Source organism: Micromonospora sp. WMMD714, assembly GCF_029581315.1.
Classification (GTDB): Bacteria; Actinomycetota; Actinomycetes; order Mycobacteriales; family Micromonosporaceae; genus Micromonospora; species Micromonospora rifamycinica.
Genome location: NZ_CP120744.1, coordinates 6284060 through 6306494 on the forward strand (window position 1 = coordinate 6284060; position 22435 = coordinate 6306494).

Below are 22435 nucleotides of genomic sequence, written 5' to 3' on the forward strand. Positions count from 1 at the left end.
GGACCGCCCGTACCGGAGGTCGATCAGGAGGTGGCGAAGAACAGCGTCTTGCTCGACCACGTCACGTCGGTGCTGGCCGGCGCGATCTCGACCGAGGCGGCGCCGTCGACGGCGACCTCGTCGAACGGCACGGCCCGCAGCGAGCCGTTGGTGTTGCCGTAGACGATCTTGCCGTTGACCCAGGCCATCCCGCGCACGTTACCCCAGTTCAGGCCCACGCTCGGCAGGGTGAACTCGGAGCAGCCCACGATGTAGCCGTCCGGCTCCAGGTAGCGGTAGAACAACTTGTTGGTGCCGGCCTTGGTGTAGTACATCCGACCGTCGAGGTAGAACGCGCCGGCCATCGTCGCCGGGTTGAACCAGTCGTTGTAGCCACTGCCGACCCAGGGTGCGCCCACCGAGCCGCCGGTGAACATCGACACACCCAGGTAGCTGCCGCCGGGGGCGGTCGCGTCGGTCTTCGACCAGTAGAGCTTGTTGCCGACCGCGAAGGCCGCGCCGGCCGCGGTGAGGTTCGCCTGCGCGCTGGTCACCGGGGTGCCCAGGGTGCTGCCGTCGAACGACACCTTGGCGGTCTGCCCGTTGCCGGTCCCGACGTACAGGTAGCCGGACGACGCCGTCGGCGCGTTGGTCGCCGCGACGGTCCGGCCACCGGCCAGCGGGAACAGACCGAGCCGGCCGTGGTACTCGTTGCCGAGCCCGTCGGAGTCGAAGCCGGCGTACAGGCCGGTGCTCCCCCGCCACAGCTCCCACATGATCGGACCCCAGGTGGTGGTGCCCGCCGGAGCGCCCGACCGGGTCGGGTTCCAGACCAACGGCAGGCCGTTGATCGGGTCCAGCGCGCCCAGACCGAACCGGTTGATCGCGCCGTTGCCGGCCGAGTCGTTGCCGTTGGCGTTGCTCAGCCAGCGGAAGTGCCCGCCGACGTAGACCACGTTGTCGGCCACCTCCACGGAGGTCACCGAGTCGGTGCCGGTGTAGTTGACCCAGGTCGCGTCCATGGCCGAACCCCGGTCGGCGGTCTCGAACCGGGCGATGGCGTCGCAGTACGCCCCGTCGCCCCGGCCACCGTCCGCGATGATCACGAAGTACGAGCCGTCGTCGGAGAAGTCGACGTCCCGGGCGTAGAACGGGAACGAGGCGCTGTAGCAGGGCGCCACGTAGCGCTGGGTGCTCCAGTTGGCGACCGTCGGGGTGCCGTCCAGGTCGACGACCACCACCTGGTTGCGGGGCTGGCCGTTGACCTCGGTGAAGTTGCCCACCGCGACCAGCGTCTTGCCGTCGGGGGCGACGGCGAGGCCCCAGACCAGCTCGCTGCTGGCCCGGGCGACGCTGGCGTCGATCTGGAAGCTCGGGTCGATCGCGCCGGTGGTCGCGTCGAGCCGGGCCAGCAACGAGTGCTCGGTGCCGTTGACCCAGTGGAACGCGCCCGCGATGTAGAGCTTGTTGCCGACCACGACGGTCCGGCGGACCAGGCCGCCGTCGCTGCGGCCGACCCAGCCGGTGACCGTCGCGCCGGTCGCCGGGTCGAGCTGGACGAGGTTCTTGCGGCTGACCCCGTTGACGTTCTTGAACGCGCCACCGACGATCAGCTTGCCGTCCGGACTCGCCGCGAGGGCGTGCACCGCGCCGTCCAGCGTCGGGGTGAAGTCGGCCTTCAGCGCGCCGCTGGTCCGGTCGTAGGCGAACAGGTAGTTGCGGGAGGTCCAACTCCCCCCGGCGGCCTTGACCGAGGTGAAGGAGCCGCCCACGTAGATCGTGTTCCCGATCTCGGCGAACGCCTTGGTGTCACCGTCCTGCGCGTGCGGAATGTTGTCCGCCGGGTTCGCCGACGTGAGGGTGCTGGTTACCGGGGTGAGGTCCGCCGCACGGGCGGGCGCGGCCAGCAGGCCGACCGCGAGCACCGGTGCGGCGAGCACGGCGAACCACCGCCGCCACACCGGTCGAGACGTTCTGTGAAGCACTGGCGCCCCCAAAAATGAAGTGAGATCCCGCGTAGCTTGCTCTGCCCGGACATTTCGCACCATCAACCGACCGGTCCGCTCGGCCACCGCCTCGGCCCGGTCCCGCCGTACGGGTCGCGTCCGGACGACCCACGGAGGACGAGGATTCCGCATCGACCGGCGCGGCCCGCCACCGGGCTGCCCGGTCCCGGCCGCCCTCATGCCGGCTGCTCCCAGCGGAACGGTGGGACCGTACCGGTGCTGGTGACCGTCCAGGACGCCGCGTCGGCCAGGTCGTCGGCCGTGACGGAATCGGCCTCCCGGGCCAGCACCAGGCCGCGCCGGTCGAGCTCCCGGGCCATCTCGACCTGGTGGTCGTCGACGTGCTCGCCGTGCCGGGCCCGACGCGGCACGTAGACGGCGCGGTGACCGGCCCGGATCGCGGCCAGCGCCGACCCCACCCCGGCGTGGGTGACGATCACGTCGGCCTCCCGCATGGCCCGCTGCATCTCGTCGTGCGGCACCTGCCGGCGGGCCCCGGCCGGCATCCGGGGGATCCGGGTCGACCCCACCTGCCAGAGCACCTCCGCCTCGGGGGGCACCACGTCGACCAGCCGTTGCAGCAGGCGCGGAAAGCCGAAGCGGTCCTGGGTGCCGAGGGTCACCACGATCCGGGAGACCGGGCGCGGGGCGGCGGGCTGCGGCAGGTAGCCGTCGAAGATCGAGCCGCCGTAGCGCCACCGGCCGCCCGCCCACCCCGGGTACTGGGTGTAGAGCCGGGTCCGGGGCACCCGGGCGACCAGCCGACCGGTCAGCGACGGGCCCTCCGTCCGGGTGGCGCTCTCGATGTAGTGGCAGTCCAGGCCGTGCCGGGCGGCGGGCAGGAAGAACGACATGGCGACGCTGGCGCCGGTGCTGACCACCCGGCGGAACCGCCCACCGCAGAGCACCCGGCGGGCGGCCAGCAGGTCGCGCAGCGCACCCACCGGATCCCGGGTGGCGGCCGGCGGCACGTGGATGACCTCGTGCCCGTCGAGCAGCGAGCGGCTCTGCGGGGAGTCGAACGTCGCCCAGACGCAGTCGTGCTGCACCCCGAGCCGGGGCAGCAGGTCGTGCAGCTCGGCGAGGTGCCCACCGGTGGAGGCGACGAGGAGGGTGGTCACGGTGGTGGCCCAACTTCCGTTCGTGGAGTGGTGGGGGCCGGGTCCGGGCCGGTGCGGGGAGGGGTCGCGCCAGCCGGACGGGGTACGGGTCAGGTGCCGGTCAGGGACCGGTCGTCGACGGCGGCGGCCGGCTCGGCCGGTGGTCGGACCCGACCGTCGGCCACCAGCACGGCGAGCACCATCACCCCGGTCAGCAGGGTGCCGAAGAACCACCCGCCGAACACGTCGGTGAGCCAGTGCTTCTCGGCGTAGATGCGGGTGTAGCCCTCCACCGAGACCAGCACCGCCAGCGCGGTGACCAGGCCGATCAGCACCCGGCGCGGGATCCGCCAGGTCAGCGCGGCCAGCACCAGGATGGTGCCGAAGGTCATCAGCACCCGGCCGCAGCCGCCGGAGGGGTAGGTGCCCAGGTCGGTCGGCGGGTGGCCGCGGTCGACGACCTTGGCGAGGATCGTCTGGGTGTACTGCTCGACGACGAACTGCAACGGCATCGCCACCAGCGGGATCCACCAGCGGCGACGACGCCAGGCGACGGCGAAGAAGATCGCGGCCAGCACGGTCACCCACTTGAGCGGGTAGCGGTCACCGATCGGGGAGATGAACAGGTTGACGTCCTCCCAGAAGCCGACCCGCCGGGCGTGCACGTAGTCGAAGACCGGGTGGTCGACGTGGGGTTCGAGGCGGGAGATCGCCTCGCCGACGGGCCAGCAGACGGCGACCACCGCCGCCGCGCCGGCCAGCAGCACCACCAGGGCCGCGCCGACCCGGCCGAACGCGGCGGTCAACCCGGCGAGGGCGACCCGCACCCGGTCGGCCGTCCGGCCGGTGTCCACGGCCGACGCCCAGCGGGCGGCCAGCACCGGAACGGTGACCAGGGGCACCAGCACGGCCAGCACGGCCAGCACGTAGACGACGGTCACCTCGGCTCACCGCCGCCCGGACCACCCGTGGCCGGGGCGTAGGGCACCCCGAACTGCCTGACGCGTGACGATCCCATCGTGCTCCCTGCCTGTGCCAGCCATCGGCGGGGGCTCCCCCACCCCGTGTGCCCCGGACGAGGTCCCCACACCGTCCCGGGCCGGACCGACCACGCCGTCGCCGGCCAGTGGTGGTCTGAGTGGGGCCACCCTAGTGGAACGTGAGGCGGGTTCGGTAGCGGCGGTGACGGCAGTGTGGGCTTTTCGCCGTTTTTCCGGTCGGGACTCCGACACGAGTCCCAGCCAGCGGGAGAAAGCGCCGGTCAGGGGCGGGGGGAACCCAGCCGGTCGGCGAGCGTGTGCAGCAGCGCGGGGTGCAGTTTCGCGCTCCAGCCACCCCCACCGGCCGCGAGTTCCGCGGTCCGCAACCACAGCTCGACGAGATAGGCGTCGGCGACGAACCGCTGCCGGGCCGGGTCCAGACCGAACATCACCCCGTGCCGGTCCAGCACCCCGACCATCTCCGTGGTCGCCCCCGCCACGTCCCGCCCGCCCAGCGACAGCGCGCTCTGGAACCCCTGGTGCGCGAGGTCGAACCCGACCGGCCGGTCGGCTCCGCTGTTCTCCCAGTCCCAGACGACCAGCCGACCCCGGTGACTGCCCAGGTTCCACGGCACCCAGTCGCCGTGCCAGCGGCCGAACTCCACCGGCAGCTCACCGTCCCGCGTGGCGAGGGCGGTCACCGCCGCGACCACCGGGCCGCCGGCCGTGGCCGCCCGCGCGGTCAGGTCGGCCAGGAACACCGAACCCCGCACCGGCCGGGACGTACCCGCCGGGCCACCCCGCCGGGCCACCGCCAGCATCGCGGCCACCTCCGGGCGCTGCGGGTGGCGCAGCCGGCGCACCCGGGCCGGCATCGGCTCGACCAGGGTCACCGCGAGCTCACCCCAGTCGACCTCGCGCAGCAGCCGGGGCACGTCCGGGAAGTCACCGCCGTCGCGGGGCAGCTCCCGCAGCGCGGCGGCCTCCGCGCGGACCATCGCCCGGGTCGCGTCGTTCCAGCCGATCTTCGCGTACGCCCGCGCGGCACCCCGGTCGTCGAAGAGCTGCAACGTCGGCTTGTGGTGCGGATCGGGCGGGCGGATGCCGATCGCGGCGTGCAGCGGGCGGCCGGTCAGCCGGCCCAGGTGCCCGGCGAGCAGCAGCTCGGCCGGATCGGCGTCGGTGGGCACCGCGACGGTCAGCACCGGCATCCGGGCCAGCCCGGTCGCCCCGAGCCCGGCCAGCACCCCGACGGCCAGCCGGTTGGCCCGCACCCGCGGCGGGCGCAGCGCGTTGTAGGCCAGGGTCGACGCCGCGCCGACCCGGCGGGAGGCCAGCGGGAGCAGGAACCTGGCCCGCTCCACCGAGGGCACCACGGCGTACCGGGCGGCCGGCCGGTGGGTGGCGGGCACCGGGTCGGGCGGCATGCCGAGCCAGAGCCGGGGATCACCGAAGATGGCCCGGGTCACCCAGCCCAGACCGTCCTGCCGGGTCCGTGGATCCGTCGCCACCGTCATCCCCTCCGCCTGTCCCGTCCGACCGCCGCGCGCTGGCGGCCACGATAGGGCCGGCCGACAAGCCGCCGCCCGGCGGGCCGTGACCCACCGGGCGGCGTAGGACGCCGGGCCGGCCTCAGCGCTGCCAGACGCGGACGTAGTCGACCCGGAAGTCGGCCGGGAACCGGGTGGCCGCGTCGGGGTCGCCCAGCCAGCCACCGACCTGGAAGTTCAGCCGCAGGTTGAACGGCTTGTTGAAGGCCTCGTCGAACCACGGGGTGGTGCTGCGGTCGCGCTGCCACACCTGCCGGCCGTCGATGTACCAGCGGATCACCCCCGGCTCCCACTCGGTGGTGTACGTGTGGAAGCCGTCACCCGGGTAGCCGGTCGGGAAGTCCCACCGCTGGTCCTGCTTGACCGGCGTGTAGTCGTAGAAGATCGCCTGGGTGGCGGCCCCGTGCAGGGACGCCCCGCCGGGCAGCTCCACCACGTCGATCTCGCCCTTGCCGCCGTCGTCCGGGCGCAGCCAGAACGCCGGCCAGAGGCCCTTGGAGTCGGCCGGCCCGTTGGGCGACTTGGCGCGCATCTCGAACCGGCCGTAGGTGAACGACGCCTTGCCGATGGTGTCCAGGTAGCTCTGGGTGTACTGCCGGGTCTGCGAGCTGCACACCGCGGTCTCCCGCTGGGCGCGCAGGGTCAGCACCCCGTCGGCGACGAAGGTGTTGTCCGGGTCGTCGACGTTGCAGCCCTTGTCGATGTCGCGGCCCTCGTTGTCCCGCAGGTTCCACCGCTTCAGGTCGACGGTGGGTCCGGTGAACTCGTCGGACCAGACCAGTCGCCAGCCGGGCACGTCGGTGCCGGGCCGCACCGTCGGCGTCGGGCGCGGAGCGACGGTGGTCGGCGCGGGCGGGCTGGCCGTCCGGGTGGGCGTCGGCGACACCGTCCGGGTCGGGGCGGGCGTCGGGGCGACGGTGGTCGGCGGCGGCGTGGTGACCGGCGGCCGGGTGGGCAGCCGGCCGTCACGCTGGTACGTCACCACCAGGCTCGGCCGGATCGTGGTCTTGGCGTTCTCCCGGGAGGCCCAGTAGATCCGGGTGTTCCAGTTCTCCTGGGTCAACGCCAGGGTGACCTGACCGTTGCCCTTGACCGCGGCGGAGACGTCCCACTCGTTGTAGCCCTGGCTGACCCGGTCGACGGTCGCCAGCGCCGGGCCGAGGACGGGCCGTTGGTGCCAGGCGCCGGTCCCCGCGGCGGTGCCCTGGGCGGCGTGCGCCCGGACCCGGGAGGTGAACTGCTGCCAGGCGTACACCCGCAGGGACGCCTTGACGGCGACGGCGTCGGCGGGCAGGCCGCGTACCTGGAACTCCAGCACGGCGTCGCGCTGGCCGACCCGGTTGCCGTCGCAGAGCTGCGGACAGCTGGCCAGGGTGGTCTTGATCCCGTTGTCGCCGTCCTGGGGGACCTGGGTGACAGTGGTGTCCGCGACGGCGGAGAGCACGATCGGCGGCACCTCGGCGGCGATCAGCGGCATCATGGTGGCCACGATGCCGCCGATCGCGGTGACGCTCAGGACACTGAGGACGGCCGCCCTGCGTCGACCACTGATGGCCGGAAGGGCGCGGTGGATTCCGTGCCTGCTCAAGGAACACTCCCCGGGTGGGCGACGATTACCGGCAGCAGCGTATCGACCACGAGCGGATATGGCAGGTGGGGAATCACGGTGCCGACACGACTTAAGAAAAGAATAAGAGAACGGGGGTTGCTTTTCGGCGGTCCAGCAAACGAATGCCGGCTTCCCGAGGTTGCGCCTGATTGACCGGAAAGTCGGCGATGGGGCGCGGTGGGTAGCGACGGCCGGCACCCGGTCGCCGGGCGACGGCGACCACCGGCCGATCAGCGCCGGACACCGGCGAGGGCGGTACGCATCGCATCGACCGGCGCCGACACCCCGGTGAACTGCGTGAACTGTCCGACGGCCTGGGCCAGCAGCAGATCCAGCCCGGAGACCACCCGCAGACCGGCGGCCAGTGCCGAGGCCGCCAGCGGGGTCGGCCACGGGTCGTACAACGCGTCGAAGAGCACCGTGGACGGTCCCCAGTCGACCCCGGCCGCCAACGGGTCGGCGACCCCCTTCGGCACCGTGGAGACCACCAGGTCGGCGTGGGTGTGCGCGGCGGCGTCCGGCCAGGCCACCGCGACCACGTCCACCCCGACGGCCGCGCCCACCGGCCGCAGCCGCGCCACCGCCGACGGGCGGCGGGCCACCACGGTCACCGTGGTCGCGCCGAGCTGGGCGGCGGCGGCCACGGCGGCCCGGGCGGTGCCCCCGGCCCCGAGCACGGTGACGGTGCCGCCCGGACGCACCCCGGCCGAGGTCAGCACCGTCACCATGCCGGTCACGTCGGTGTTGTCGGCGTACCAGGAGCCGTCGGGACGCCGTACCAGCGTGTTGGCCGCGCCGACGGCGGTGGCGACCGGCGACGCCCGGTCGGCCACCGCGAGCGCCGCCTCCTTGCCCGGCATGGTCACCGACAGCCCGGCCCACTCCGGACCCAGGCCGGCGACCAGCGCCGGCAGCTCCTCGGCCCCGCACTCGATCCGGGTGTACGACCAGCCGGCGAGCCCGGCGGCGGCGTAGCCCGCCTCGTGGATCACCGGGGAGAGCGAGTGGGCGATCGGCCGACCGAGCACCGCGGCCCTCACCGGCAGTTCTCTCCGCTCAGCACGCCGTTGGTGCACATCTGGCGTTGCAGGTCACGGAAGTCGGCGTCGGTCGTGCCGTACCCCATGGTGCCCTTCTTGTCGACGGTCATGAAGTAGACCCAGGTGCCGTTGGGCGGGCTCATCGCCCCCTTGAGGGCGTCCTCGCCCGGGTTGCTGATCGGGGTGATGGTCAGCCCGTCCGCGCCGTGCGTCCGGTACGGGTTCCTCGGATCGTTCAGCTCGGACTGCTTGAGGATGTCGGAGTCCTTCGGGTTCTTGCCCTGCAACCGCAGCCAGTAGTTGATCGCGCTGTCGATCTCCAGGCACTTGCAGTGGTAGCGGTCGGTGTAGACCCGGTTGTAGATCACCCGGGCCACCTTCGGCATGTCCACGTGGTTGACCGACTCGGCCTGCGCGATCGACGCCGTGATCAACGCCTCGTACGGCGAGATGCCGCGGTCCGCCTCGACCGTCTCGACGAACTTCATCTCCTCCGTCACGTCGAGGAACTTGTCCACCATCATCGACAGGATCTGCGCGGCGGTCGCCTTCGGCGGCAGCTCGTAGGTGGCCGGGTAGAGGAAGCCCTCCAGGCTCCGGGGCCCCTTCTTGCCGTCCTTGCGGTTGAACCAGAACTCGGGAACGCCCAGCTTGACCGGATCCTTCGCGGCGGTCTTGAACTCGCCGACCGGGATCTTGGTCTCCTTGGCCAGCAGGTCGTAGATGGCCAGCGTGATCATGCCCTCGGGGATGGTGACCCCGTTGACCACCCGGCTCTTGGGATCCAGCAACAGGGTGAGCGCGTCCGAGGCGCGCATCTCCTTCTTGACCTTGTACCGGCCGACCTGGATGTTCTTGCTGAGCGCGTTCTCCTCGGCCGCCTCGATGAACGCCTTGGTGCTCTTGACCACACCGGCGTCGTACAGGGAGTTGCCGATGTCGGTCGCGGTGTCACCGGTCTTGACGTCGACCAGCGCCTCACCGGTGCCCGGACCGTCGAAGTCCGGGGTGATGAAGTGGCTGCGGATCCGGTCGAAGCCGTAGAAGGCCCCACCACCGATGCCGCCCAGCAACACCAGGGCCATCAGCAGCGCGAAGATGGTCTTACCGGGGCCGCCGCCCGACTTGCCGGAGCCGCCGCCGTTGCGCCGGTTGACGAAGCCCCGCCGGTGCCGGCCCTTCTCCCCCTTCTCCCCCCTCTCCTGCTCGTCGAACCCGAGGTCCAGATCGTCGATCATTCCGTCCGCCTCCGCTGCGCTTCCAGCCAGCTCTGCAGGATCTCGACCGCGGCGGCCTGATCCACCACCGCGCGTTGGCGCTTTCCCCGGACGCCCCGCTCGGCAAGCCTACGAGACGCGACGACAGTTGACATCCTCTCGTCGGTGAGGGTCACCGGAACCGGGGCTATCACCTCGGCCAACCGGTCCGCGTACGCCGACACGTGCTGGGCCGCCGGCCCGTGCCGACCGGCCAGGTTGACCGGCAGCCCGACCACCACCTCGACGGCCTCGTACTCGGCGACCAGCTCGGCGAGCCGGGCGAGATCGGTCGGCACCGCCTCCGGGCCGGTGCGCTGGTCCCGGGCCAGGGTGACCAGCGGAGTGGCCAGTACCCCGTGCGGATCGGACCGGGCCACCCCCACCCGCACCTGACCGACGTCGACACCCAACCGGACCCCACGGGACCACTCGGTCACGGCAGGCTCACCCTCCCCGATGACGGACCAGGGCGGACCATCTCCGGTCCGCCCTGGTGCGTACGCTGTCCCGTCACGCGTCGGCGATCGCCTTCTCGACCGTGAGCAGCAGGTTCGGCGCCTCGGCGGCGGGCAGGCCGCCACCCTGCGCCACGTCCGGGCTGCCCCCGCCACGACCGGAGAAGGCCGCCTTGACCAGGTCGTTCGCCGCCAGGCCGCGCCCCCGGGCCGCCGCGTTCACGGCCACCACCAGGGATGCCTTGCCGTTGGATCGGGCCGCCACCGCCACCACCGCCGGCCGGGCCGGATCGATCTTGCCGCGGATCTCCTGGGCCAGGGTCCGCACGTCGTTGCCGGCCGCGCCCTCCGGCGCCTCGGTGCCGACGTACGCCACCCCACGGACGTCCTTCGCCTGCCCGGCGAGCGCCGCCGCCCCGCCCAGCACCAACTGGGCACGGAGCTTCTCCAGCTCCTTCTCGGCGTCCCGCAGCTGGGTGACGGTCTGCTCCACCCGGTCGGCGACCTGCTCGCCGGGCACCCGGAACAGCTCCGCCAGCCGGGACACCAGCAGGTGCTCGCGGGCCAGGAAGCCGAACGCGTCCATCCCGACCAGCGCCTCGATCCGGCGCACCCCGGAGCCCACCGACGCCTCGGAGAGGATCTTCACCAGGCCGAGCTGGGCCGACCGGGCCACGTGGGTGCCGCCGCACAGCTCCCGGGCGTAGTCGCCGACCTCGACGACCCGGACCCGCTCGCCGTACTTCTCGCCGAACAGCGCCATCGCGCCGATCCGCCGCGCCTCCTCCTGGGTGGTGATGAAGGCGTTCACCTCCAGGTCCGCCAACAGCACCTCGTTGACCTGCTGCTCCACGTCGTGCAGCACGCTCGGCGACACCCCGGCCGGGGTGTTGAAGTCGAACCGCAGCCGGCCCGGGGCGTTCAACGAACCCGCCTGGGTCGCCGACTCGCCGAGGAAGTTGCGCATGGTCTGGTGCACCAGGTGGGTCGCGGTGTGCGACCGGGAGATGGCCCGCCGCCGGGTCACGTCGATCTCCGCGAAGCCGGTCTCCCCGGCGCGCACCTCACCCCGGACCACCTTCGCCCGGTGCACGATCAGACCCGGCACCGGCTGCTGCACGTCGAAGACCTCGACCTGCCCGGCGCCCACGGTGATCAGCCCCTGGTCGGGCTGCTGACCGCCGCCCTCGGCATAGAACGGGGTGGTGTCGAGCACCAACTCGACCGTCTCCCCCTCGACCGCCGCGCCGACCGTCGCCCCGCCGCTCAGCAGCGCCCGGATCCGGGACTCCCGGCGCAGCTCGGTGTAGCCGGTGAACTCCACCTCACCGCCGTCGTCGCGCACCGACCGGTACGCCGACACGTCGGTGTGCCCGGTCTTGCGCGCCTGCGCGTCGGCCTTGGCCCGGTTGCGCTGGTCGGCCATCAGCCGACGGAAGCCCGCCGCGTCGACCTGGAGGCCCTGCTCGGCGGCGATCTCCAGGGTCAGGTCGATCGGGAAGCCGTAGGTGTCGTGCAGCTGGAACGCCTTCTCACCGGAGAGCGCCGGCTTCCCCGCCGAGCGGGTCTGGGCGATCGCCGTGTCCAGGATCGTCGTGCCCGCCCGCAGCGTCGACAGGAACGCGTCCTCCTCGGTGTACGCGTACTGCGAGATCCGGTCGAACTCCTGCGCCAGCTCCGGGTACGACGGGGACATGCAGTCCCGGGCCACCGGCAGCAGCTCCGGCAACGCCCGCTCCTGCCAGCCCAGCAGCCGCACCGCCCGGATCGCCCGCCGCATGATCCGGCGCAGCACGTAGCCGCGCCCCTCGTTGCTCGGGGTCACCCCGTCGCCGATCAGCATCAGCGCGGTCCGCACGTGGTCGGCGACCACCCGCAGCCGTACGTCGTCCGGGTGCGACTCGCTCGCCACGTGACCCGAGTGCGCGCCGTACCGCTTGCCGGTCAGCTCCGCCGCCCGGTCCAGGATCGGCCGCACCTCGTCGATCTCGTACAGGTTGTCGACGCCCTGCAGGATCGAGGCCATCCGCTCCAGGCCCATGCCGGTGTCGATGTTCTTCGCCGGCAGCTCGTCGACGATCCGGAACTCTTCCTTGCTCCGGACGTCGGCGATCTCGTACTGCATGAAGACGAGGTTCCAGAACTCCATGTACCGGTCCTCGTCGATCTCCGGGCCGCCCTCGCGCCCGTACTCCGGGCCGCGGTCGTAGAACAGCTCGGAGCAGGGACCGGCCGGGCCGGGAATCCCCATCGACCAGTAGTTGTCCTTCTTGCCCCGGCGGACGATCCGCTCCACCGGAACCCCCACCGACCGCCAGATCTCGAACGCCTCGTCGTCGTCGAGGTAGACCGTCGGCCAGATCCGCTCCGGGTCCAGCCCGTAACCGCCCTCGGCGACCGGCTTGGTGACCAGCTCCCAGGCCAGCGGGATCGCCCCGGCCTTGAAGTAGTCACCGAACGAGAAGTTGCCGTTCATCTGGAAGAACGTGCCGTGCCGGCTGGTCTTGCCGACCTCGTCGATGTCCGGCGTGCGCAGGCACTTCTGCACGCTCACCGCCCGCCGGTACGCCGGGGTCTGCTGCCCCAGGAAGTACGGGACGAACTGCACCATGCCGGCGTTGACGAACAGCAGGTTCGGGTCGCTGATGGCGGGCAGCGGAGCGGACGGCACCACGGTGTGCCCGTTCGCCTCGAAGTGGGCGAGGTACCGCCGCTTGATCTCCGCCGTCTTCATCGCTGGGGTTCCTCCGGAAAGATCTCTCGGTCACCGATGCGCGGGTCCTCCCGCAGCTCGGCGAACTGGTCGTCGAACGCCTCACCGCGGGCGAACGCCTCGTGGATCTCCTGCTCGCGCTCGGCCATCCCGATCCGTACGTCCTCCACGAAGCTACGCAGCGACTCGACCAGACCGCCAGCGGATTCGGACAGCCCGCTGGCGATGCCGGCCGGGGTGTACGCCTGCGCGGTCCGGGTGGCCTTGCGGACCACCACCACGCCCACGGCCAGCCCGATGCCGAGCCAGAAAAGTCGCCTCATGTCGCCATTCCTCCTGTGCGGCGTCGGGCCGGATCAGCTGTTGCCGCGCCGGGCGGCCCGACGCTGCTGCTTGATGGTGTCGCGCACCTCACGCTCGGTCTCCGCGGTCCGCCGCGCCGAGGCGGCCCGGCGCACGCCGTACCCGAAGGCCGCCACCTTCACCAGCGGGTTCGCCGCGGCGGCCGAGACGACGGTCGCCAGGTTCGCCACGTTCGCGGTGACGTTCTGCGCGTGACTGGTCATCGTGTCGACCTTCGCGAGCTGCAGGTTCACCCCGTCGAGGGAGGTCTGCACCTGCTCCAGGGCGACGTTCACGTTCTTCACCGTGGTGTTGACGTCCCCCAGCAGCGGGGCGGTCTGCTCGTTGAGGTCGTTGATCATCCGGGTCGTCGCGTCCACCGTGTGCCGCAGCCGCAGGATCGGCACCGCCAGCACGAGCACCAGCATCAGGAACGCGCCGGCCGCGATCAGCGCAGCGATCTGTCCACCATCCACGCATGTCCTCCTCAAGCAGGGGTTCCGGGGCACGACGCCCCGGAACACGCGACCCGGGTGCCCGCATCGCGGCACGACCCGCGCAGGGTCATCGGGAGCAGGCGTGCCTGCCAGCCCCAGACCCTACCGTCCGTGATGGAAGCCGGCTCAGGACGGTGAGCGTGTCAGGCCACCGAGCGGATCGTCGGTGATCGTCGGGAACGGGTCCTCACCGGTCAGTGACGGGTCGGTGCTCGGCTGTGGCCGGGTCCGCTCGTCGTCGATCGCGTTGCGGACCTTCACCGACACCAACGAGCCGCCGCACTCCCCCGCCGCGGGCGCGGTCGGGGTCACCGGCGGCACCGCCGGCTCCCCGCTCACCGGCGGTGGGGCGCAGGTCGGTTCCCGCACCCACAGGTCGAGGGTCAACTCGTCCCGCCGCCAGCAGGTGTAGCTGCCCTTGGCCGGCTGCTCCGGGCACCGGGTGACCTCCCACCGCCGCCAGCCCTCCGCCCGTAGCGCCTGTTCGTAGACCCGGGAGGTCTCCTCCGGTGCGCGGTCGGACTCCACGGTGCGCTCCCGCAACCGGCAGTCCTGCAGGCACCAGCGGCTACCGCTGACGTTGTCCACCGTCTGCGCCGTCGCCCAGCCCGGCACACCCAACTCGTCGAGGGTGTCGAAGACCGGATCCCGGCTCAGCGTCCGCATCCCGAAGTAGAGCGGGAGCGCCCCGAGCAGCACCACGCTGACCAGCACCAGCAGCCCCAGCCGCAGGCGACGCCGTGGTCCCGTCCGGCGGCGCGGCCCGGCACCGTCGGGGTCGGCACCATCCGGATCGTCCTGCGTCGCCGGACGCAACGGCCCACCGCCCGCAGACCCGTCCGGATCGGACCGGACACCGTCCGGCGGCGTCACCCGGGCCAGCCCCGGGCTCTCGGCCCGACCGGCCGCCGGGACGGTCGCCACGCCGGCCGACTCCACCCGGTCGGGTGGGCGCACCGGCGGGGCCGCCCGCCCGGTGGTCTCCTCCGGCCCGGCATCCGGGCGTACGCCCGGCACGGTGGCGCGGGCCACCGCCGGCCCGGCGACGGTCCCACCGGCATCGGCGGGCCGGGGACCGGCCTCGGGATGCGGCCCGGACCGCCGGCCGCCGGCTGCCGGCCCGGGGACACCACGTGCCTCCCCCGGGGGTACGGGCGGGCGGGCGGTACCGGTGACCGCACCGGTGGCAGGGCCGTCCGGCCGGGCGGTACCGGTGGCAGGGCCGTCCGGCCGGGCGGTACCGGTGGCAGGGCCGTCCGGCCGGGCAGGACCGGTGGCTGTGTCCCCCGGCCGGGCCGTGCCACGTGCCGGGGCGGGCGGGCGCGGGGCACCCGGGTCGGGCACGCCGAGCCGCGGACCCGCCAGGGCGGCGGCGTCAGGGGGGGCGGCGTCCCCTGCGGTTCCCACCGGGCGTGGCCCGGCAGCGCCGTTCGGGACCGGGACACCGACCCGGGGGGCGCCGGACGTGGGCGTCGCCACCGCCGCGTCCCGCCCCGGCACACCTGGCGGACGGGCCGCCACCGGCCCGGGTCCTGCCGGTTGCGGACCCCCGGTACCGGACCCAGCGCCGGGCACCGGAGCCGAACCACCGGTAGCCGGGCCACCGTTGGCGGGGCCACGGGTAGCGGGGCCACCGGAAGCCGGGCCACCAGGAACAGGAACCGGGCCGCCGGAAGCAGGACCACCAGGAACCGGGCCACCGCGCACCGGGCCGCCGCGCACCGGGCCACCGCGCACCGGGCCACGGTGCACCGGACCACCAGGAACCGGGCCGTCGAGCACCGCCCCGGGGCCACCGGCACGCGGCCCCCGGGTCGGATCCGGTGCCGGGCCGGAATCGGCGTGCGGCCCCCGGACCGGGCGCGGCTCGTCGTTCGCCGTCCCCGGAGCGGGGCCGGTCACCCGACCGGGGGTGCGGGCGGGCGGCGTCGGCCGGGCCGCGCCGCGCGCCGGGCCGGACTGACCCGGCCAGAGCGGCCCGGACTGCTCCGGCCGGGACGGACCGGCCTCGACGTCGGTCCGCTCGGGACCACCCCGCGTCGGAGCGGCCGGAGCGGTCCCACCCGGCGGGTTCGACCGGTTGAGGACCCGCAGCGCGGGATCGGTGTGGGTGGTGCGCCCGGCCTGACGCAGCCAGTCCGCCGGCCGGTCCGGCCGGTCGCCACGCTCACCCTCAGCGGGTACCGGCTGACCGTTCGGCCCGGCGGTGTCCGGACGGCTCGGCCGGACCCGCGACTCGTCGGCGTCCGGGCGGACCCGGGAACCGGGCGCTCCCGCACCGCCCAGGGTGCGCCAGCCTCCCGAAGGCTGCTCGCCGTCCGGGCGGGAGCGCCGGCCCACCGCCGCTTCGCCGTCCGACGCCGGACGGTGGGCGGCCGGTTCGGCTCCCTCGGGACGTGCCCGCCGGCCCGGAGGTGGCACGACGTCGGCAGCGGCGTGCCGACGCCCGTTGTCGTCCCGGTCGACCTGACCGGGCCGACCGGCCTCGGGCGCGGACGGGGCCGACGGCCCACCGGGGGCCGTAGCCGGGGCAGCGGGCAGCGGCGGCGCGTTGCCGGTCAGCGGCACCACCGGCGGCTCCGGCTCGACGGCGCGACGGCGGCCGGGCCGCTCGCCTGCCGGCCGCTCACCGGGTTCGCGGCCGGGAGGCGCCTCGGCGCGGCGACCACCCGGCACCAGGGGACCGGAGGCGGTCGCGTCGGCACGGGGGCCACCGACGGGGGCGGCGCGTGGCCCGCCCACCGGCAGCACCGGGGCCGCTCCGGGGCCGACCGGGCTGCCCGTCCCGCCGCGGAGCGCGTCGGTCGGACGCGTCGGAGCGGACGGGGGGCCGCCGGGGTCGGGGCGGCCCGGTGCTGCGACCGACCCGGTGCTGCGACCGGCCGACCGGTCGTCGGGCACGGTCCGACGGTTCCGCAGGGAGGGACCGTCGGGTACCGCGCCGCCCGGACGGTCGCCGGGCGCCACCCGGACCGGGCCCGACGGCCCGGCCGGACCGCCGTGCGACGGCCCGCCGGTGGCCCGGGTGGCGGGCGGCGGGGCACCGGGACCGGCCCACCCGACGGGAGGGGCCTGGCCGGGGGGAACCGCTGCCCGACCGGGACCGGGGACCGGGGCCTGACCAGGGCTGTTACCGGGGACCGAAGGCCGCGCGGGACCGACGCCCGGGACCGACGCCCGACCGGCACCGGGGACCGAGGGTCGCACGGGACCGGTCCCCGGGACCGACGCCCGACCGGGGGTCGAGGCCCGGCCCGGACCGGGGCCACCGACGACGGGGTGGGGACGGGACGCGTCCCCGGGTCGCTGCCCGTCGGGAGGGCCGGCCGGCGCCGTACCCGGGCGGACGCCCTCACCCTGGCGTGGGCGTTGCTCGGGCGCGGCCGGCCGGCCCGCTCCCCGCAGCGGCGGGGTGGCCTGGCCGCCGGGGGGCGTCGACCCCGGGGGTGGGGCGGCCTGGCCGCCGGGGTGCACCGGACCGGGCGGTGGGGTGACGGCCTGGCCGCCGGGGGGCGTCGAGGGTTCCCGGCGTGGACCCGGCGGGCCCACCGGCGACGCGGACTGCGGACGGGCACCGGGCTGCGCCAACGGCGGCCGGGCACCCGGCGGCGTGGAATCCGGGCGGACCCCGGGCGGCGCGGACGGCGGCCGGACCCCGGGCGGCGCGGACGGCTGGCGGGCACCCGGGGGGGCGGAATCCGGGCGGACGCCGTCCGGGACGGATTCCGGGCGGACGGCCGGGGGCACCGGCTGCGGCCGGGCGCCCGACTGCGGCGAACGCGGCCCACCCGGCGCCGACCCGTCGGGACGCAGGACGGGCTGGCCGACACGCGGGGCGACCGGCCCCCCCGGGCCGGGCGCGCCCGGCCCCTGTCCCGAAGGCGGCGGGGCCGGCGCACGGACCGGCGGCACCGGTCCGTTGTCCGGCCCCAGCTCGGTGCGTTGCTGCTTCGCCGTACGCAGGTCGTCGATCCAGCCGAACTCCTCGCCGGCCGGCTCCGGCGGGGCCTCGTCGCCGCCCCGCCCTCGACCCCACCGACGTCCCCTGGCGCGAGGTTCGCGCCGCTCGTCGGGACCGTCCTGCGGTTGCTCCCCACCTCGCGATGTCACTGCTGAACCTCCCCGGCGGCGTCGCCGCCGTCCTCATCCGCCCCACCGGTGTGCCCCGTGCCCGACAGGTGACGGCCGTTGACCACCGGCACCGGCCCGTCGGGGCGCGACGCCGGGGCGGGCAGCCCGCGGACGATCCGGCGCAGCAGGGGCAGCCGGGCGGCCACCGACCGCTCGACGCCGTGCCCGCTGGGCCGGTAGTAGTCGGTCCCGACGAGGTCGTCGGGAGCGTACTGCTGGGTGACCACCCCGCGCTGGTCGTCGTGCGGGTAGCGGTAGCCCGCGCCGTGCCCCAGACCCCGGGCGCCGGAGTAGTGCGCGTCGCGCAGCCCGCGCGGCACCGCGCCGCCCCGGCCCGCCCGGACGTCGGCCATCGCCGCGCCGAGCGCGGTGGTGGCCGAGTTGGACTTCGGCGCGGTGGCCAGGTGGATCACCGCCTGGGCGAGGTTGAGCTGGGCCTCGGGCAGGCCGACGTACTCGACCGCGTGTGCGGCGGCGGTGGCCACCGTCAACGCGGACGGGTCGGCCAGGCCGACGTCCTCGCTGGCGAAGATGACCAGGCGGCGGGCGATGAACCGGGCGTCCTCCCCGGCGACCAGCATCCGGGCCAGCCAGTGCAGCGCGGCGTCGACGTCCGAACCCCGCATGCTCTTGATGAAGGCGCTGGTCACGTCGTAGTGCGCGTCGCCGTCGCGGTCGTAGCGCACGGCCGCCACGTCCACCGCCTGCTCGGTGGTGGCCAGGTCGATCCGGTCGGCACCGAGCGCGGTCGCCGAGGCCGCCGCCGCCTCCAGCGCGGTCAGCGCCTTGCGGACGTCGCCGCCGGCGAGGCGTACCAGGTGGTCCTCGGCGTCGGTGGCCAGGGTGAGCGCGCCGCCGAGGCCGCGCGGGTCGACGACCGCGCGGCGCAACAGGGATCGCACGGCCGTGTCGTCCAGCGGCTGGAGGGTGAGCAGCACGCACCGGGACAGCAGCGGGGAGATGACCGAGAAGTACGGGTTCTCGGTGGTCGCCGCGAGCAGGGTGACCGTGCGGTCCTCGACGGCGGCGAGCAGCGAATCCTGCTGGGTCTTGCTGAACCGGTGCACCTCGTCGATGAAGAGCACGGTCTGCGGGCCACCGGAGCGCCGCTGGCGGCGGGCGGCCTCGATGACGGCCCGGACGTCCTTGACCCCGGCGGTCAGCGCCGACATGGCCACGAAGCGGCGGTCGGTGGCCCGGGCCACCAGGTGGGCGATGGTGGTCTTGCCGCTGCCCGGCGGACCCCAGAGGATGACCGACAGCGCCGCGCCGCCGCCGACCAGCTGGCGCAGTGGGGCACCGGGCGCGAGGAGGTGTTCCTGCCCGACCAGCTCGTCGATGCTCGCCGGCCGCATCCGCACGGGCAACGGGGCGTCCGCCCCGGTCGAGGCGAACTCGTCGACCCCGACGACGCCGGCCGGCGCGCTGGGCGCCGCGGCGGGTGCGCCGAGGGAGAAGAGGGCGTCGGAATCCATCAGGAAGACAGTACCGGGCGCGGCCCACGACGCCGGAATCGCGCCGCGGGCCGCGCCCGTTCTGATCTGTCGCGGTCAGCCGCGACCCGGCCGACGGCCCCGGTACCACCGGCCGCCGCCACCGCCGCGCGGGCCGCTGCCGACGCCGGCCAGGTAGAGCGAGAGCAGGAGCAGGCCGATCAGCACCAGGGTGTTCCAGTTGAACAGGTCGGGGGCACCGAAGTTGGTGTTGAGAAGGTCCAGCAGGAGCGCGAAGCCGAACACGACGGCCGCGAGGATGGCGAGCATGGTGATGTCCTCCGGTAGGGGGTCTCCCAGTAGGTCGGCCCGGATGTACCCAATCGGTCGACTCGTCAATCTCCACCGTGGAGATCGGCGTCGCCGGGGCACCTCGGCCCACCGGGTCCTAGGCTGCTCGCATGATCGACACCGCCCGGGAACTCGCCGGCCGGGCGGCCGTCCTCGCCGCCACCGACCACCACCCGTTCGTACGGCACGCGGTGCGACTCGACGACGAGCCCCGCGCCTGGATACGCGACGGGGCGGTGGGCTGGCTGCTCCCGACGGCGGAGAACGACCGGGCCGCCGGTGGCGTGGTCGGCGCGGTCGACGCGGCGGTGGAGCTGGTCGCGGCGCTGGTCGCCGACGGGGCGATCGGCCCGGGGCGGTACCTGCAACTGCCCCGGGCCGACCGGTCCCTGCTGGTCGACCGGTTCGCGGCGACCCGGATCGACGACTGGGACTTCCTCTGGACCACCGCCGCCCCGTCCCGGCAACCCGGCCAGGAGCGGGTGGTCCGCCTCGGTCCGGCGGACCACCCGGCGCTGGCGGCGCTGATCGACGACGCCTTCCCCACCTCCTCGTCGCGCCCGCAGGACCCGACGGTCGCCGCCTGGTACGGCGTCTGGGACGGCGACCGCCTGGTCGCCTGCGGGGCGGACCGCAGTCGCGGCGACATCGGCTTCCTCGCCGGGCTCACCGTGGCCCGCGACCGGCGGGGGCGCGGACTGGGCACGGCGCTGACCGCCGGGATGACCCGGGCACTGCTCGCCCGCTACGACCACGTGGCGCTCGGCGTCTACGCCGACAACCTGGCCGCGCTGCGGCTCTACCGTCGGCTCGGCTTCACCGGCACCCTACGGCGCAGCTCGGTGTGGCTCGGCTGAGGCCGCCGCCCCGGCCGGCCGGACGTCCCCGGGTCCGGCCCCGGCCGGATCGGCCCCGACGGTCGGGGCCGGGATAGCCCCGCCGGGCGTAGCCGGATCAGCCCCGGCGGGCGGGGTCGGGGTGGTCCGGCGGCCGGCCCACCAGGCGGGCAGGTAGAGCGGGGCGGCCACCGCCAGCGCCACCGCGCCGACCACCATCGCCGTGCCCACCCCGGAGCGGTCGGCCAGCGCGGTGAGCAGCACCGCGCCGAGGGCGAACCCCGGCTGGCCCATCATCGAGTTCAGCGACAGGACGCTGGTCCGGTACGGCCCGTCGACCTGCCGGTGCAGCAGCCCCAGGTGCAGCGGGTTGGACGCGCCGTGCACGGCGTAGCAGGCCAGGTAGGCGACCAGCACGCCGACCGGCCCGGCGAGCAGCCCCATGCCGAGCACCGTGCCGCCCTGCACGATGCGCAGCAGCGCGGCGGCGGGGGCGGCGCCGAGCCAGCGCAGCAACAGCGGGGTGGCCGCCGCTCCGGCCGCCGACACCAGCCAGGCCGCCGAGTTGGCCGGGCCGAGCAGCGCCGCCGCCCGCTCGGGGTCGCCGACCACCTCGGAGAGCCGGACCGGCAGCAGCGACTCGAAGGTGACCATGCCGAAGCCCCAGAACAGCTCCACCGACACCAGGGCCAGCAGCACCCGGGAGCGACGCAGCAGGCCGACGGCCTGACCGACCATCCGGGGGGCCGCCGCGACCGAGGCGCGCAGCGTGCCCGGACCCCGGGCCGGACCGGGCTCGACCAGCAGGGACAGCAGGACGGCCAGGGCGACGGCCTGGAGGGCGGCGGCGACCAGCACCGGCACCGTCAACGCGCTGACCGGCCCGACCGGGCCGAGCGCGATGAGGCCGCCGCTGAGCAGTGCCCCGGCGGCGATGGTGACGCCCGCGACGGTTCCGGCGAAGCCGAGGCCGGGCTCGTAGTCGGCATTGCGGTCGGCGGTCCGGGTGGACTCGACGTACCAGGAGTCGAGCGGGCCGCTGTCGAGCGCCCGGTAGACCCCTTGCAGCGCCCAGACCAGGAAGAACAGCGCGAACGAGTCGGCCACCGCGAGCAGGCCCAGCGACAGCAGGCTCACCGCCCAGGCGGTCACCAGGACGACCCGGCTGCCCAGCGCGTCGGCCAGGCCACCGGTGGGCAGTTCCAGCGCCAGCACCACCAGGCCCTGGGCGGTGGAGACGAGGCCGATCTGGGACAGCGACAGGCCGCGTTCCTGCATCAGCAGGATCATCACCGGGATGGTGAGGCCGGTGGGCAGCCAGCGCAGGCCGTAGAGGGTGAGGTAGCGGAACCGGACCTGGCGTACGGTCAGGGCGCTCACGGCCGCTGCTCGATCATCGGGAACGCGGCCAGGAAGACGTGCACCCGCTCGGCGTCCGGCTGTGCCGGGTCGGCCTCGGCACGGTAGCGCTCCAGCACCTGCCACAGCTCGTCCTCGAGGGCCTGGAGCCGGTCCGCCGGGAGGGTGAGGAAGGCGTCGCTCATCCCGAAGGCGTCCCGCCAGGCCGGCGACCAGTCCTGCTGGACGGCGAACCAGCGTTCGGCCCGCTCCGCCAGCAGGCGTACCTGGTCACCCTGGATCCACTCGATGGCGGCGCGGGCGTCGGGGTCGTCGTCGAAGTCGCTCGGTTCCCAGTCGGTCACCTCGTGCGCGGCCCGCCACCAGCGCTGCCGCCCGGTGCCCCGGTCCGGGTCTTCTACCACCAGCCCCACGTCGGCGAGCTGGCGCAGGTGGTAGCTGGTGGCGCCGGTGTTGGTGGCGAGCAGCCCGGCGAGGGTGGTGGCGGTGGCCGGCCCCTGCACCCGCAGCGCGCCGAGCAGCCGCAACCGCAACGGGTGGGCCAGGACCCGGACCTGCCGGTGGTCGATCCGCGCGGCCCGGGACGCGCCCCGCCCGCTGTTGTCGTCGCTCTCCATACATGCACAATAGCTGTGCACAAAACCTATGCACAACTCCTATGCATCTCCCCCTCCCTCCCCCGCGCCCCCTCCTCCCCCGCTCCGCCCCGCTCTGCCCTCCATAACGATCAAGAGGTTTACGTCACCGCAGCACACGCGGGATGACGTAAACCTCTTGATCAACGATGCGGGGTGG

The 22435-nt window shown here is 74.4% G+C and carries 17 protein-coding genes; 1 reads left to right on the top strand and 16 read right to left on the bottom strand.

What is annotated here, in order from left to right:
* Positions 1 to 23: 23 nt before the first annotated feature.
* From O7625_RS26765 to O7625_RS26830, 14 genes are all read right to left on the bottom strand, one after another.
* Entirely contained in the window at positions 24 to 1940 is a 1917-nt protein-coding gene (locus tag O7625_RS26765) for a delta-60 repeat domain-containing protein (protein ID WP_282342565.1), read from the bottom strand.
* 221 nt (positions 1941 to 2161) lie between these two features.
* On the bottom strand, positions 2162 to 3106 hold the full coding sequence (locus tag O7625_RS26770; protein ID WP_282342567.1) for a glycosyltransferase: 945 nt from the start codon (positions 3104 to 3106) through the stop codon (positions 2162 to 2164).
* A gap of 89 nt (positions 3107 to 3195) precedes the next feature.
* A complete protein-coding gene (locus O7625_RS26775; protein WP_282342569.1) occupies positions 3196 to 4026 on the bottom strand; it encodes a phosphatase PAP2 family protein in 831 nt (276 codons plus the stop codon).
* A gap of 320 nt (positions 4027 to 4346) precedes the next feature.
* Positions 4347 to 5582 carry a hypothetical protein gene (locus tag O7625_RS26780; RefSeq protein WP_282342571.1) on the bottom strand — a complete coding sequence of 412 codons (1236 nt, stop codon included), beginning with the start codon at positions 5580 to 5582 and terminating at the stop codon, positions 4347 to 4349.
* A gap of 115 nt (positions 5583 to 5697) precedes the next feature.
* Complete coding sequence (locus O7625_RS26785; RefSeq protein WP_282342573.1) at positions 5698 to 7203, bottom strand: glycoside hydrolase family 16 protein; 1506 nt, start codon at positions 7201 to 7203, stop codon at positions 5698 to 5700.
* A 251-nt stretch (positions 7204 to 7454) separates the two neighbouring features.
* The gene (locus O7625_RS26790; protein ID WP_282342574.1) at positions 7455 to 8264 is read right to left on the bottom strand and encodes a shikimate dehydrogenase; all 810 of its coding nucleotides are present in this window, start codon (positions 8262 to 8264) and stop codon (positions 7455 to 7457) included.
* Positions 8261 to 9502: an endolytic transglycosylase MltG gene (mltG, locus tag O7625_RS26795; protein ID WP_282342575.1), complete on the bottom strand. Its 1242-nt coding sequence runs from the start codon at positions 9500 to 9502 to the stop codon at positions 8261 to 8263. The genes O7625_RS26790 and mltG overlap by 4 nt, the downstream gene beginning before the upstream one ends.
* Positions 9499 to 9960, bottom strand: a complete 462-nt coding sequence (gene ruvX, locus O7625_RS26800) for a Holliday junction resolvase RuvX (RefSeq protein WP_067312321.1) — start codon at positions 9958 to 9960, stop codon at positions 9499 to 9501. Before ruvX ends, mltG begins: the two co-directional genes overlap by 4 nt.
* Before the next feature lie 73 nt (positions 9961 to 10033).
* Positions 10034 to 12712, bottom strand: coding sequence for an alanine--tRNA ligase (gene alaS, locus O7625_RS26805; RefSeq protein ID WP_282342576.1), 2679 nt, complete (start codon positions 12710 to 12712; stop codon positions 10034 to 10036).
* On the bottom strand, positions 12709 to 13014 hold the full coding sequence (locus O7625_RS26810; RefSeq protein ID WP_067312326.1) for a hypothetical protein: 306 nt from the start codon (positions 13012 to 13014) through the stop codon (positions 12709 to 12711). The genes alaS and O7625_RS26810 overlap by 4 nt, the downstream gene beginning before the upstream one ends.
* A gap of 33 nt (positions 13015 to 13047) precedes the next feature.
* Positions 13048 to 13509 carry a DUF948 domain-containing protein gene (locus tag O7625_RS26815; RefSeq protein ID WP_067312329.1) on the bottom strand — a complete coding sequence of 154 codons (462 nt, stop codon included), beginning with the start codon at positions 13507 to 13509 and terminating at the stop codon, positions 13048 to 13050.
* A gap of 147 nt (positions 13510 to 13656) precedes the next feature.
* Complete coding sequence (locus O7625_RS26820) at positions 13657 to 14262, bottom strand: hypothetical protein (protein WP_089004382.1); 606 nt, start codon at positions 14260 to 14262, stop codon at positions 13657 to 13659.
* Positions 14263 to 17636: 3374 nt separating this feature from the next.
* Positions 17637 to 19136, bottom strand: coding sequence for a replication-associated recombination protein A (locus O7625_RS26825; RefSeq protein ID WP_282342577.1), 1500 nt, complete (start codon positions 19134 to 19136; stop codon positions 17637 to 17639).
* Positions 19137 to 19211: 75 nt separating this feature from the next.
* Complete coding sequence (locus O7625_RS26830; protein ID WP_067307861.1) at positions 19212 to 19424, bottom strand: hypothetical protein; 213 nt, start codon at positions 19422 to 19424, stop codon at positions 19212 to 19214.
* Between the two features lie 131 nt (positions 19425 to 19555).
* On the opposite strand from O7625_RS26830, the gene O7625_RS26835 reads away from it, so the two are divergent.
* The gene (locus tag O7625_RS26835; RefSeq protein ID WP_282342578.1) at positions 19556 to 20302 is read left to right on the top strand and encodes a GNAT family N-acetyltransferase; all 747 of its coding nucleotides are present in this window, start codon (positions 19556 to 19558) and stop codon (positions 20300 to 20302) included.
* Here the strand turns inward: O7625_RS26835 and O7625_RS26840 are convergent.
* The gene (locus O7625_RS26840) at positions 20273 to 21661 is read right to left on the bottom strand and encodes an MFS transporter (protein WP_282342579.1); all 1389 of its coding nucleotides are present in this window, start codon (positions 21659 to 21661) and stop codon (positions 20273 to 20275) included. The two genes, O7625_RS26835 and O7625_RS26840, sit on opposite strands and share 30 nt — an antisense overlap.
* Positions 21658 to 22257, bottom strand: coding sequence for a helix-turn-helix domain-containing protein (locus O7625_RS26845; protein WP_282342580.1), 600 nt, complete (start codon positions 22255 to 22257; stop codon positions 21658 to 21660). The genes O7625_RS26840 and O7625_RS26845 overlap by 4 nt, the downstream gene beginning before the upstream one ends.
* Positions 22258 to 22435 lie beyond the last annotated feature (178 nt).